A 12,513-nucleotide genomic window follows, 5' to 3' on the forward strand; every position below is an offset into this window, starting at 1 on the left:
AGGGAGAGAACGGGGGACGGGGGGACGAGGGACGGGGGGACGGGGGGGACGGGCGAGGGTGGTGCCGCACGCGCGGCACCACCCCGCCCGGAAGCGCCGACTCAGCCCAGCATCAGCAGCGCCTGGTCCAAGGCCTGGAGGAAGCGGTTCGTCGTCGCCCGGTCCCGCACCGCGAGCCGCAGCCAGTTCCGGTCGAGCCCCGGGAAGGTGTCGCCGCGCCGCGCCGCGAAGCCGAGCCCCCGCAGCCGGTCCCGCACCGCGTCCGCCCCCTCGATCCGCACCAGCACGAACGGGCCCTCGGCCGCCTCGACCACCCGCACCTCGTCGAACTCCGCGAGCCCCGCCAGCAGATGGGCCCGCTCCACCCCGATCCGGTGCGCCGCCTCCTCCGCCTCCGCGAGCGCCGCCCGCGACATGCAGGCCTCCGCCGCCACAAGCGCCGGCGTCGACACCGGCCACAGCGGCTGTACGCGCTCCAGCGCGGCGATCGTCTCCGGCGCCGCCAGCACGTAGCCGATCCGCAGCCCCGCCAGACCCCAGGTCTTCGTCAGGCTCCGCAGCACCACCAGACCCGGCACGTCCGTCCGCCCGGCCAGCGACTCCCGCTCGCCCGGCACCGCGTCCATGAACGCCTCGTCGACCACCAGCGTCCGCCCGGGCCGCGCGAGCGCCACGATGTCCGCCGCCGGATGCAGCACCGACGTCGGATTGGTCGGATTGCCGATCACCACCAGATCGGCCTCCTCCGGCACCGCCGCCGGATCCAGCCGGAAACCGTCCTCCTCGCGCAGCAGCACCCGCCCCACCTCGTGCCCGGCGTCCCGCAGCGCCGCCTCCGGCTCGGTGAACTGCGGATGCACCACGACCGGCCGCCGCGCCGGCAGCGCCCGCGCGAGCAGCACGAACGCCTCCGCCGCGCCCGCCGTCAGCAGCACCCGCCGGGCCGGCAGATCGTGCCGCTCGGCCACCGCCGCCCGCGCCACCCGCCCGTCCGGGTAGGCGGCCAGACCGGTCAGGGAATCGGCGATCCGCTCCCGCAGCCAGTCCGGCGGCGTGTTCGTCCGGACGTTGACCGCGAGGTCGGTCAGCTTCTCGTCCCGGACCTCGGCGTCGCCGTGGTGCCGCAGATCGTGTCCATCAGCATGCGTGTGGATGTCCATGGCCGCCGTCGTGTGGGGGGTGGGGATGGGGGAAGTGCGTGTGGGGGATGAGCCGGGCTCGCCTGCGATGTACCCGTGGCCCCGGCCCAACAACCGTACGCCTAAGGCATCTTCGTTCGACAAAGCCGCATCATCCCGGCAACCCGCCACAGAACGGGCGACCGCGCACGTCACGCTCCGCGTCCGCCGCTTCGGCACCACCAGCACCGCCCCCGGCCCCGCCGCCCGCAGCGCCGCCGCCTCCGCCACCGACGCCGTCCCCGTCGCGGCCAGCGCCCGACCCGACGGATGCGGTACGGGCACCCCGGCAAGCTCCTCGCTCCGGAACCCCCGCACCGGCACCCCGAGCCGCGCCGCCGCCCCCGCGACCCCCGGCTCCCCGGCCCGCGCCTCCAGCGTCGCCAGCGCGGTCACGTCGCCCTCGCCCAGACCGGCCTCGCGCAGCGCCGCCGCGATCAGCTCCAGCACCTCCGCCGCCCCGGCGACCGACCGCGCCCCGACCCCCACCACGACCCGGCCCCCGGCTTCGAGGTGCGGGGACGAGCCGCCATCGGATAGCAAAGGCCCATGGCTGTAGTCGTCGCGCTCGGCGCGTTCCTCATGACGCTGTTCGGCGGCTGGACGGCCCAACGCGTCACCGACCGGCGCCACCTCGTCCTCGGCCTCGCCGGCGGACTCATGCTCGGCGTCGTCGGACTCGACCTGCTCCCCGAGGCCATGGACGCCGCGGGACAGAAGGTCTTCGGCGTCCCCCAGGCCCTGCTGCTCTTCGTCGGCGGCTTCCTCTTCGCCCACGTGGTGGAACGTCTCCTCGCCGTCCGCAGCGCCGCGCACGGCGCCGAGGCGGGGGAGCGGACCCCGCAGGTCGGCCTCACGGCGGCCGCCGCCATGGTCGGCCACAGCCTCATGGACGGCATCGCCCTCGGCGCCGCCTTCCAGGTCGGCGGCGGCATGGGCGCGACCGTCGCGCTCGCCGTCATCACCCACGACTTCGCCGACGGATTCAACACGTACACGATCACCAGCCTGTACGGGAACGCCCGCCGCAAGGCCCTCGCCATGCTCCTCGCCGACGCGGTCGCCCCGCTCGTCGGCGCCGCCTCCACCCTGCTGTTCACCCTTCCGGAGGAACTGCTCGGCAGCTATCTCGGGTTCTTCGGCGGCGCCCTGCTCTACCTCGCCGCCGCCGAGATCCTGCCGGAGGCCCACCACGAACACCCCGCCCTGACCACCCTGCTGTGCACGGTGGCCGGCGTGGCCTTCATCTGGCTCGTGGTGGGCCTTTCGGGCGGCTGAGTTCACGCGCCGCAGTGCTCCACGAAACGCGCGGCGGCCAGCGGCGCCCCCGCCCAGTGCGTGTGCACGTAACTCGCGTGCACCCCGCCCTGCACGAAGCCCTCCACCCGGCGCTCCGGCTGCCGCAGCCCCCAGGCCGCCAGCTCCCCGGCGCCCGGCTCGATCACCGTGCGGTGGAACTCGTGCCCCCGCATCCGCGTCCCCGCCGCCGCCAGCACACTGTCGTTCACGGCGACCGCGTCCCGATACCCCAACGTGAGCCGCTCCGACATCCGCGCGTCGGCATCGAGCACCCCACACATCGGCCGCCCGTCCAGCGACCGCGCCAGATAAAGCAGCCCAGCACACTCGGCGGCAACGGGCGCCCCGGACGCGGCAAGCTGGGCAACGGCCTTCCGCAGAGGCACGTTCGCAGACAGCTCCTCCCCGTACACCTCGGGGAAACCACCCCCGATGACAAGCCCCCGAGTCCCTTCAGGCAGCACCTCATCCCGAAGCGGATCAAAGGTCACGACCTCGGCACCGGCGGCGCTGAGCAACTCAGCATGCTCGGCATACGAGAAGGTAAAGGCAGCCCCACCGGCAACGGCAACCCGCCGTGGTGGGCAATCGTCCCGCAGGGCGGGACGGGTGGGCACCACGGGACCACCGGCGTGCAGCCGCTCTTCTACCCCGGACACCCACAGCGCGTTCGCCGTCTGCAGGCCGGTGGTCGCGTTGTGCCCACCCGTTCCGCCCTGCGGAACGCCTGCCCACAACGACGAGGCGGCATCCCACGGCTCCTCGCGCAACGCCGGCGCCGACCGCGCCAGCGCCATCAGCGCATCCAGATCGCACCCAGCCCGCACCTGCTCCGCCTGCGCCGCCACCGCATCGACGGCCTGCGCCTGCCGCTCGGCCACCGGCACGAGCCCCAGATGCCGCGACGGCGTAGCCACGGCCGGCGCCCGCCGCAGCACGCCGAGGACCGGCACCCCCGACTCCTCCAGCGCCTCCCGCAGCAGCACCTCGTGCCGATCCGTCGCGACCTTGTTGAGGATCACCCCGCCCAGCCGCACCTCCGGGTCCCAGGACGCGAAGCCGTGCACCAGCGCCGCCACCGACCGCGACTGCGACGACGCGTCCACGACGAGCACCACCGGCGCCCGCAGCAGCTTCGCGACCTGCGCGGTCGACGCCAGCTCGCCCTGGCCCGCGGCGCCGTCGTACAGCCCCATCACGCCCTCGACGACCGCCAGGTCGCACCCGCGCGCGCCGTGCAGGAAGAGCGGCGCGATCAGCTCCGTACCGCACATGTACGCGTCGAGGTTGCGCCCCGGCCGCCCGGTGGCGAGCGCGTGGTAGCCCGGGTCGATGTAGTCGGGGCCGACCTTGTGCGGGGACACCGCGAGACCACGGCCGGCGAACGCGGCCATCAGACCGGTCGCGACCGTGGTCTTGCCCGCGCCCGACGACGGCGCGGCGATGACGAGACGTGCTACCACTCGATGCCCCGCTGGCCCTTCTGACCCGCGTCCATCGGGTGCTTCACCTTCGACATGTCGGTCACGAGGTCCGCGAAGTCCACGAGCTCCTGCGGCGCGTTGCGGCCGGTGATCACGACGTGCTGGTGACCGGGCCGGTCCCGCAGCACCTCGACGACCTCCTTCACGTCGATCCACCCCCAGTGCAGCAGATACGCGAACTCGTCGAGGACGTAGAACTTGTACCGCTCCTCGGCGAGGTCCCGCTTGACCTGCTCCCAGCCCTCGCGGGCCTTGTCCTCGTGCGACTGCTCGCCCTCGGCGACCTCGCGCTGGATCCAGGACCAGCCCTCGCCCATCTTGTTCCAGGTGACCGTGCCGCCCTTGCCGGTCTCGCCGAGCGCCTTGAGGGCGTTCTCCTCGCCGACCTTCCACTTCGCGGACTTGACGAACTGGAACACCCCGATCGGCCACCCCTGGTTCCAGGCGCGCAGCGCCATGCCGAACGCGGCGGTCGACTTCCCCTTGCCGACGCCCGTGTGCACCATCACGAGTGCGCGGTTGCGGCGCTGGCGGGTGGTGAGACCGTCGTCGGGCACGACGGAGACCTGTCCCTGCGGCATTAAGCGGCCCTCCTCATAGTCCGTTCTCCTGCCTGTACGTCCTTGACGAGCCCGGCGATCGAGTCGGCGCGCAGCTCGTCCAGGGTGACGGCGGTGCCGCCGAGTTCACGGGCGAGGGTCCCGGCGAGGCCCAACCGCACCGGTCCCGTCTCGCAGTCCACGACGACGCTCGCCGTGCCGTCGGCGGCGTGCAGCCGCGCGGCGCGGGTGGCGAGCGCCAGCGGATCGGGGCCGCCGCCGGTCGCGCGGCCGTCGGTGACGACCACGAGCAGCGGGCGCCGCGAGGGGTCCCGCAGCCGCTCGACCCGCAGCACGTCGTGCGCCTTCAGCAGCCCCGCCGACAGCGGCGTACGCCCGCCCGTCGGGAGCTGTTCGAGCCGCGCGGCGGCCGCGTCCACCGACGAGGTCGGCGGCAGCGCGAGCTCCGCGTCCCGCCCCCGGAAGGTGATCAGACCGACCTTGTCGCGCCGCTGGTACGCGTCGAGCAGCAGCGAGAGCACCGCGCCCTTCACCGCGCTCATCCGCTGCCGGGCCGCCATCGAACCGGAGGCGTCCACGGCGAACAGCACGAGGTTGCCCTCCCGGCCCTCCCGGACCGCCTGCCGCAGATCGTCCCTGCGCACCACCAGACCGGGGCCGCTGCGCCCCCGGGCCTTCTGGTGCGGGGCGGCGGCCCGCACGGTGGCGGCCAGGTGCAGCTTGGTCAGCGCGCCGCGCGGGCGGGTGGCGCCGGTCGTGCGGCCGTGCTCGGTACGGGCCCGGGAGCGGCGCCCGGCGGCCCCCTCGCCGAGGCCGGGCACGCTCAGCGTCTTCGTACGGAACGGCTCGGCGGCCCGCACGGCGGCGCGCTCCCCGGAGCCGGAACCGGAGCCGGAAGCCCCGCTCTGCGGCGCGGGCGCCGGGGCCTCCTCGGGCGCGGCACCGTCGCTCTCGGGCGCGGGCCCGTCCCCCTGCGGCGGAATCCCGCCACCGCCCCCACCGGGACCCCCGTCGCCCGGACCGTCCGGCTCCGGCTCGGGCTCGTCGTCCGGCTCCTCGCCCTTGAACTGCTCAAGGGTCTCGTCCAGCTTGTCCTCGTCCATGCCCGGCGCGTCGAACGGGTTGCGCCGCCGCCGGTGCGGGAGCGCGAGCAGCGCCGCCTGCCGGACGTCCTCGGACGTGACCTCGGTCCGGCCCGCCCAGGCCGCGAGCGCGGTCGCCGTACGGGCCATCACGATGTCGGCGCGCATGCCGTCCACCTCGAACGCGGCGCAGGTCGCGGCGATCTGGAGCAGCACCGCGTCCCCGAGCGTCACCTGCGGCAGCAACTCCCGGGCGGCGACGATCCGTTCGCGCAGCGCGGCCTCCTCGCCTGCCCAGCGCGCGGCGAACGCGGCCGGGTCGTCCTCGAAGGCGAGCCGCCGCCGGACCACCTCGACCCGCTGCTCGGGCACCCGGGAGGCGGCGACCTCCACGGTGAGCCCGAAGCGGTCGAGCAACTGCGGCCGCAGCTCGCCCTCTTCGGGGTTCATGGTGCCGACGAGCAGGAAGCGGGCGGCGTGCCGCACGGAGACGCCTTCGCGCTCGACGTACGAGGAGCCCATGGCGGCGGCGTCCAGCAGGTGGTCGATCAGGTGGTCGGAGAGGAGGTTGACCTCGTCGACGTAGAGGATGCCCCGGTGCGCGTCGGCGAGCAGCCCCGGCTCGAAGGCCTTCACGCCCTCGGCGAGCGCCCGCTCGATGTCGAGCGCGCCGACCAGCCGGTCCTCGGAGGCGCCGACGGGCAACTCGACCATCCGCGCGGGCCGTTCGTCCGCGCCCAAGGCCCCGCCCGCCGCCTCGTGCGGCCCGTCCGGGCAGCCGGGGTCGGGGGAGCCCGGGTCGCAGCTGAAGCGGCAGCCCGCGACCACGGACACGGCCGGCAGCAGCTCGGCGAGCGCGCGCACGGCGGTCGACTTCGCGGTGCCCTTCTCGCCACGGACCAGCACACCGCCCACGGCCGGGCTGACCGCGTTCAGGAGCAGCGCGAGCCGCAGGTCGTCCATGCCGACGACGGCGGTGAACGGAAAGCGGGTGCTCATCGGGTGGTCACTCCTTCGAGTCGTACGGAGAGGGGGACGGGCGGGGTCGGTGCGGGCGGGGTCGGCGCGGGCGGGGCGCTCACGGCGCACCCGGCGGCACGAACGGCAGCCCCGCCGGGACGCCCTCCTCGATGAGCCGCAGCAGCGCGTCCGTGTCGGCGTGCTCCTCGATCAGGTCGCCGAGGCGGTCCAGCTGCTCCTCGCGGAGCGCGCCGAACGAGGTGTCGGGGGCCGGGACGAAGCGCCGTCCCGAGGCGGCGGCGACCTCGCGCAGGAAGGCCCGGCGGAAGCCGTCGCTCTCCAGCGAGCCGTGCCAGTGGGTGCCCCACACCGCGCCGACCCGGCAGCCGTCGAGGAAGGGTTCGCCGCCCTCGACGGTGGCGACGCCGTGGTGGATCTCGTACCCCTCGACCCGCTCGCCGAGCGCCTCGCCGACCGGCCGGGCCAGGGTCTTCTCGACCCCGAAGCGCACCCGTACGGGCAGCAGCCCGAGCCCGTCGACCACGCCGGCCCTCGACTCGACGTCGTCCTCGATCCGCTCGGCGAGCGCCTGGAAGCCGCCGCAGATGCCGAGCACCGGGCGCCCCTCGGCGGCGCGTCGCGCCAGCGCGTCGGCGAGCCCGCGCTCCCGCAGCCAGGCGAGGGCCTTGACGGTGCCCCGGGTGCCGGGCACGACGACCAGGTCCGCGTCGACGAGCTCCTCGGGCCGGTCCACGAACCGGACGACGACGCCCGGCTCGGCGGCCAGCGCGTCCACGTCGGTGAAGTTGGACATCAGCGGTACGGCGCAGACGGCGACCCGCAGCACGTCGGCGCCGACCGGCGGCGCCACCACCGACTCCCGGACGGTGCCCCGCAGCGAGACGCGCAGCCCGTCCTCCTCGTCGATGCCCAGCCCGTGCGCGTACGGCAGGACACCGAGGGTCGGGCGTCCGGTGAGCCCGTGGAGCATGTCGAGGCCGGGCTCCAGGAGCGTCACGTCGCCCCGGAACTTGTTCACCAGGTAGCCGGCGACGAGCTCCTGGTCCTCGGGCGCCAGCAGCGCCGTCGTCCCGAAGAACTGGGCGAAGACCCCGCCCCGGTCGATGTCGCCGACGACCACGACGGGCAGCCGCGCGGCCCGCGCGATGCCCATGTTGACGATGTCCGTGCGCCGCAGGTTGATCTCGGCCGGGCTGCCCGCCCCCTCGCAGATCACGGCGTCGTACGTGCCCCGCAGCTCCTCCAGGCACGCCATCACCGGCTCGAACAGCGTCTGCTGGCGTCCGCCGTGGTAGCCGCGGGCGCTCATCTCGCCGACCGGCTTGCCCATCAGCACGACCTGGCTGGAGCGGTCGCTGCCGGGCTTGAGCAGCACCGGGTTCATCAGCGCGCTCGGCTCGACGCGGGCGGCCTGCGCCTGCATGGCCTGGGCGCGCCCGATCTCCGCGCCCTCCCGGGTCACGAAGGAGTTCAGGGACATGTTCTGCCCCTTGAACGGCGCGACCTTGATCCCCCGCCGGACCAGCCAGCGGCAGATGCCGGCCGTGACGACGCTCTTGCCCGCGTCGGACGTGGTCCCGGCGACGAGCAGCCCCCCACCCCTCATGCGTTCCTCCGCTTCAGCGCGCTCGCGATCATCCGGCCGCCCACGCAGGCGGCCAGGGTCAGTCCGGTGACCCGGCGGGACAGCCGTACCGCCCGGTCGATGTCGGCGACCTCGACGGGCCGCCCCTCGCCGTTGAGCACGGGCCGGTGCTCGACCCGGCCGCCGTACGCCAGCGTCCCGCCGAGCCGTACGCCGAGCGCGCCCGCGAAGGAGGCCTCCACCGGGCCCGCGTTGGGGCTGGGGTGCTTCGAGGCGTCCGCGCGCCAGGCGCGTGCCGCGCCGCGCGGGTCGCCGCCCGCGACGGTGGCGAGCACGGCGGTGAGCCGGGCGCCGGGCCATCCCGCGAGGTCGTCGAGCCGGGCCGAGGCCCAGCCGAAGCGGCGGTACTTCGGCGACTTGTGGCCGACCATCGCGTCCAGGGTGTTCACCGCCCGGAAGCCGAGCAGGCCCGGCACGCCCGCGACGGCGCCCCAGAACAGGGCGCCCACCACGGCGTCGGAGGTGTTCTCGGCGACCGATTCGACGACCGCGCGGGCCATCGCGGGACCGTCCAGGGAGTGCGGGTCGCGTCCGCACAGGTGCGGCAGGCGCTCCCGGGCGACCTCCAGGTCCCCGGCCGCGAGCGCCCCGCCGATCGCGCGGGCCTCGCGGCCCAGGGTCGTACCGCCGACGACGGCCCACACGGAGGCGGCGGTCAGGGCGACGGTGGCGGTGCGGCTGCCCCGTACCGTACGGGCGGCCAGCGCGCCGAGCGCCACGGTGGATCCGGCGCAGACGGCGGTGTGCAGGGCGCCCCAGCCGCGGTGGTCGCGCAGCAGGTGTTCCTCGACGGCGCCGGCCGCGCGCCCGAAGGCGGCGACGGGATGGCCGCGGCGGGGGTCGCCGGCGAGCAGGTCGACGGCGAGGCCGGCGGCCGCTCCGTACGCGAAGGCGCTGGTGGCACCCGAGAAGGCACCGGGAATGCTGAGGCCGCGGCCGGGCATGGCGCTCTGTCCTCACTCAGGGTCCGCGCCCTGGATCGACGTGACCGGCGGCGAGAGTTCCTGACTCCCGGCCCCGGGGGGCCGGTCACAGTGGCGGGACCGCGCCGGAATCGCACCGGACTTCCTCTACTGCCGCCGTAATGGCCCCGGCAGTCCACCACGCTGTGCGAACAGCCGTCAACTCACCCTTGACCTGCGTCGGGTCACTGTGCGGAGCGCCACAGACACGAGGACCGGGCGGCCCGCACCTCGTGGTGCGGACCGCCCGGCCGGTGTGCTCGGTGCGTCAGGCGACGATCAGGTAGATGCCGTAGGAGACGGCCGCCAGGCACAGCGCGAAGCAGGCGTAGGCGCCGGTGACGGCGAGCGTGGCGGAGCCGCCGTTCTCGGCGGCCTCCTCCTGCTTGGAGAGGCCCATGACACCGAGGGTGAAGAGGCCCACCAGCGCGACGGTCGCCACGAGGCTGACTCCGAAGACGGAGCCGAGGGCTGCCCAGTCGATCTTCATGCTTGGTTCCAGTTCCTTAGACCGCGGCGGCGGGGGCCGGGGGAGCGGCCGGGTCCGTGGGGCCCGGGGTGGGGATGGTGGTCTTCAGGTCCGCGTCCGCGACGGCGGCGACGGAGCCGGCCGGCGGCGGCGGGGTGACGGCCGCGATGGCGGTGGTCACGACGCCCGCGGGCTCGGCCGGGGCGGCGGGGGCGTCGATGTCGTCGGCGGTGACGTTGGTGTGGTCGACCGGCTTGCGGCGCGACAGCGACCAGATCACGGCCGAGCCGGCCACGAGCAGGACCGCGACGGCGGCGATGCCCCAGGTGCCCTGCTTGGTGAGGAACTCGGCGGCGGCGCCGACCAGGCCCGCGGCGGGCAGGGTCAGACCCCAGGCGACGAACATCCGGGTGGCGGTCGACCAGCGGACGACACCGCCCTTGCGGCCGAGGCCGGCACCCATCACGGCACCCGAGCAGGACTGGGTGGTGGAGAGCGAGAAGCCCAGGTGGGAGGAGGCCAGGATGACCGTCGCGGCGCTGGTCTGGGCGGCGAAGCCCTGCTGCGGCTGGAGGTCGGTGAGGCCCTTGCCCATGGTGCGGATGATGCGCCAGCCGCCGAGGTAGGTGCCGAGCGCGATGGCGACACCGGCGGAGACGATGACCCACATGGGCGGGTTGGCGCCGGGGGCCAGGACGCCGCTGGTGACCAGGGCGAGGGTGATGATGCCCATCGTCTTCTGGGCGTCGTTGGTGCCGTGGGCGAGCGAGACGAGACCGGCGGACGCGATCTGGCCGGCCCGGTAGCCCTTGGCGGTGGCCTTCGTGCCGGTGTTCGACTTGGCGCCGAGGCGGTACGTCAGGCGGGTCGCGACCATCGCGGCCAGACCGGCGACGATCGGCGCGGCGACGGCCGGGATCAGGACCTTGGTGACGATGGTCGGGCCGTTGACCGCGTCCCAGCCGGCCGACATCACGGCGGCGCCGATGAGGCCGCCGAACAGGGCGTGGGAGGAGCTGGACGGCAGACCGAGCAGCCAGGTCAGCAGGTTCCACAGGATGGCGCCGACGAGCGCCGCGAAGATCACTTCTGTGCGAATGCCCTCTTCGTTGATGATCCCGCCGGAGATCGTCTTGGCGACCTCCACGGACAGGAACGCGCCGACGAGGTTCAGCACGGCGGACATGGCCACCGCCGTCTTGGGCTTGAGAGCACCGGTCGAGATGGTCGTCGCCATCGCGTTGGCGGTGTCGTGGAAACCGTTCGTGAAATCGAACACGAGAGCTGTCACGACCACAATCGCGAGCAGCAGCGTGATGTGTTCCATTTACCCAGGCAATCGTTTGACGTCAGTGACTCGTCGAACGTACGCAACCTGGGTGAACGGAAGATGAACTGGGTCGGGCTGTGTGGTGTCCCCAACCAGGGTCCGGAGATTCCGCTTACGTCCCCGATACGTCCCCGATCCCGCCCCGACGGCAGGGCCGTCCACCATGCGGTCACGGTGCGACCCGGGGTAAGCCCTGGCGTACCGGGACGGATACGACTCACCCCCCTTCCACCACTCTCCACCCGTTCCGTCCCGTGGACCCGCCACCGACCCCGTCAGCCGTACGGACGACCCCGCGGGGGAGACCCTTGTCACTCGTCCGGGGTGCCGTCCGGTGGCAGCCTTCCCGCCCTCTGCCGACACTGGGAGCGTGCGCCCGGCTACAGCGACGGCAGTGGCCGTCACCACAGTGATCGGTGTCGGCGCGGCCGCGGTGGCGGCCGGCCGGTACGCAAGCGACGCCGCCCTGGGGGTGCCGTCCGGACGGCCCCTCCCCGGGGATCCGAAACTGACGGTGCACGCCACCGGACCGGGCCGGATCACCCTCACCCGCAGCCTGGCCTCCCTGCGCCCCGGCACCTACGGGATCGAGGCCGCCGGACTGCACGCGGTCGTCGGCCCCGTCCTCGACCGGGTCCCGCACACCGCGGACACCGTCGTGCGCCGGCTCGAACGGGTCGAGCTCGGCACCCTCTCCACCGGCGCCCGCGTCCGCTTCACCCCCCAGCTGCACTGCGGCACCCCCGAGACCGCCCTCGGCCTCTCCTACGAGGACGTCGAGATCCCCGGCGAGCTCGGCAACCTCCCCGCCTGGCTCGTCCCCGGCGCCCACTCCACCTGGGTGATCGCCCTGCACGGCCTCGGCGCCACCCGCGAGCACGCGCTCAACCTGGTCCCCTTCCTCCAGCGCCGGCAGGTCCCCGTCCTCGTCCCCGCCTACCGCGGCGACGAGGGCGCGCCCCCCGCCCCCGACGGCCTCGCCCACCTGGGCGACTCCGAGTGGCGCGACGTCGACGCCGCCATCCGCTACGCCGTCCGCCGGGGCGCCGAACAGGTCGTCCTGCACGGCTGGGGCGCGGGGGCCGCGATGGCCCTGCACGCCGCCGCGGGCTCCGGGGTGCGCGACCGCGTCAGCGGCCTGGTCCTCGACTCCCCGGTCCTCGACTGGGAGGCCACCCTGCGCAACCTCGTCGCCGCCCGCGGCATCCCCGGCCCCCTCGTCCCGCTCGCCGTCCGCGCCGCCCAGGGCAGGACCGGCCTGCACGGCGACCGGCTCGCGGAGGCCGCCGACCCCTCCGGCCTGCGGGTGCCGACCCTCCTCTTCCACGGACCCGACGACACGATCGCCCCCTGGGACCGCTCGCAGCGGCTGGCCGCCCTCCGCCCCGACCTGGTCACCCTCACCACGGTCGGCAACGCCCCCCACGCGGCCATGTGGAACGCGGACCCGCTCCGCTACGAGGAGGCCCTGCGGCGCTTCCTGACGCCGCTCGTCTAGGACAGGCCCCAGCACCCGACGCCGG

The 12,513-nt window shown here is 74.5% G+C and carries 10 protein-coding genes and 1 riboswitch; of the genes, 2 read left to right on the forward strand and 8 right to left on the reverse strand.

Features of this window, described 5'->3' with window-relative positions; genetic code table 11:
• Window positions 1-101: 101 nt before the first annotated feature.
• Complete coding sequence (cobC, locus tag ABTZ54_RS20080; RefSeq protein ID WP_351664945.1) at window positions 102-1,670, reverse strand: Rv2231c family histidinol phosphate aminotransferase CobC; 1,569 nt, start codon at window positions 1,668-1,670, stop codon at window positions 102-104.
• Between the two features lie 57 nt (window positions 1,671-1,727).
• On the opposite strand from cobC, the gene ABTZ54_RS20085 reads away from it, so the two are divergent.
• Window positions 1,728-2,456 carry a ZIP family metal transporter gene (locus ABTZ54_RS20085; protein ID WP_351664947.1) on the forward strand — a complete coding sequence of 243 codons (729 nt, stop codon included), beginning with the start codon at window positions 1,728-1,730 and terminating at the stop codon, window positions 2,454-2,456.
• A 2-nt stretch (window positions 2,457-2,458) separates the two neighbouring features.
• Here the strand turns inward: ABTZ54_RS20085 and ABTZ54_RS20090 are convergent, their stop codons facing one another.
• From ABTZ54_RS20090 to ABTZ54_RS20120, 7 genes are all read right to left on the reverse strand, one after another.
• Complete coding sequence (locus ABTZ54_RS20090) at window positions 2,459-3,940, reverse strand: cobyrinic acid a,c-diamide synthase CobB (RefSeq protein ID WP_351664949.1); 1,482 nt, start codon at window positions 3,938-3,940, stop codon at window positions 2,459-2,461.
• Window positions 3,934-4,542, reverse strand: a complete 609-nt coding sequence (gene cobO, locus ABTZ54_RS20095; protein WP_351664951.1) for a cob(I)yrinic acid a,c-diamide adenosyltransferase — start codon at window positions 4,540-4,542, stop codon at window positions 3,934-3,936. The genes ABTZ54_RS20090 and cobO overlap by 7 nt, the downstream gene beginning before the upstream one ends.
• Window positions 4,542-6,602 (reverse strand): putative cobaltochelatase, encoded by a 2,061-nt coding sequence (locus tag ABTZ54_RS20100; protein WP_351664953.1) that lies wholly within the window; start codon window positions 6,600-6,602, stop codon window positions 4,542-4,544. The genes cobO and ABTZ54_RS20100 overlap by 1 nt, the downstream gene beginning before the upstream one ends.
• A gap of 79 nt (window positions 6,603-6,681) precedes the next feature.
• Window positions 6,682-8,190: a cobyric acid synthase gene (locus ABTZ54_RS20105; RefSeq protein WP_351664955.1), complete on the reverse strand. Its 1,509-nt coding sequence runs from the start codon at window positions 8,188-8,190 to the stop codon at window positions 6,682-6,684.
• Complete coding sequence (locus ABTZ54_RS20110) at window positions 8,187-9,173, reverse strand: cobalamin biosynthesis protein (protein WP_351664957.1); 987 nt, start codon at window positions 9,171-9,173, stop codon at window positions 8,187-8,189. Before ABTZ54_RS20110 ends, ABTZ54_RS20105 begins: the two co-directional genes overlap by 4 nt.
• A gap of 32 nt (window positions 9,174-9,205) precedes the next feature.
• A riboswitch (cobalamin riboswitch) is annotated at window positions 9,206-9,347 on the reverse strand.
• Window positions 9,348-9,459: 112 nt separating this feature from the next.
• A complete protein-coding gene (locus ABTZ54_RS20115) occupies window positions 9,460-9,681 on the reverse strand; it encodes a hypothetical protein (RefSeq protein WP_351664959.1) in 222 nt (73 codons plus the stop codon).
• A 16-nt stretch (window positions 9,682-9,697) separates the two neighbouring features.
• Entirely contained in the window at window positions 9,698-10,987 is a 1,290-nt protein-coding gene (locus ABTZ54_RS20120; protein ID WP_351664961.1) for an inorganic phosphate transporter, read from the reverse strand.
• A 373-nt stretch (window positions 10,988-11,360) separates the two neighbouring features.
• Here ABTZ54_RS20120 and ABTZ54_RS20125 point away from each other — a divergent pair, with 373 nt between their 5' ends.
• The gene (locus ABTZ54_RS20125; RefSeq protein WP_351664963.1) at window positions 11,361-12,488 is read left to right on the forward strand and encodes an alpha/beta hydrolase; all 1,128 of its coding nucleotides are present in this window, start codon (window positions 11,361-11,363) and stop codon (window positions 12,486-12,488) included.
• The last annotated feature ends 25 nt before the right edge of the window (window positions 12,489-12,513 follow it).

The organism is Streptomyces sp. NPDC094032, from assembly GCF_040303965.1.
Lineage (GTDB): Bacteria > Actinomycetota > Actinomycetes > Streptomycetales > Streptomycetaceae > Streptomyces.

Bases quoted from the DNA above. Each gene is read 5' to 3' on its own strand.
- ABTZ54_RS20110 (WP_351664957.1), bottom strand. From the start codon at position 9,173: ATGCCCGGCCGCGGCCTCAGCATTCCCGGTGCCTTCTCGGGTGCCACC.
- cobO (WP_351664951.1), bottom strand. From the start codon at position 4,542: ATGCCGCAGGGACAGGTCTCCGTCGTGCCCGACGACGGTCTCACCACC.
- ABTZ54_RS20085 (WP_351664947.1), top strand. From the start codon at position 1,728: ATGGCTGTAGTCGTCGCGCTCGGCGCGTTCCTCATGACGCTGTTCGGC.
- ABTZ54_RS20100 (WP_351664953.1), bottom strand. From the start codon at position 6,602: ATGAGCACCCGCTTTCCGTTCACCGCCGTCGTCGGCATGGACGACCTG.
- ABTZ54_RS20105 (WP_351664955.1), bottom strand. From the start codon at position 8,190: ATGAGGGGTGGGGGGCTGCTCGTCGCCGGGACCACGTCCGACGCGGGC.
- ABTZ54_RS20115 (WP_351664959.1), bottom strand. From the start codon at position 9,681: ATGAAGATCGACTGGGCAGCCCTCGGCTCCGTCTTCGGAGTCAGCCTC.
- ABTZ54_RS20120 (WP_351664961.1), bottom strand. From the start codon at position 10,987: ATGGAACACATCACGCTGCTGCTCGCGATTGTGGTCGTGACAGCTCTC.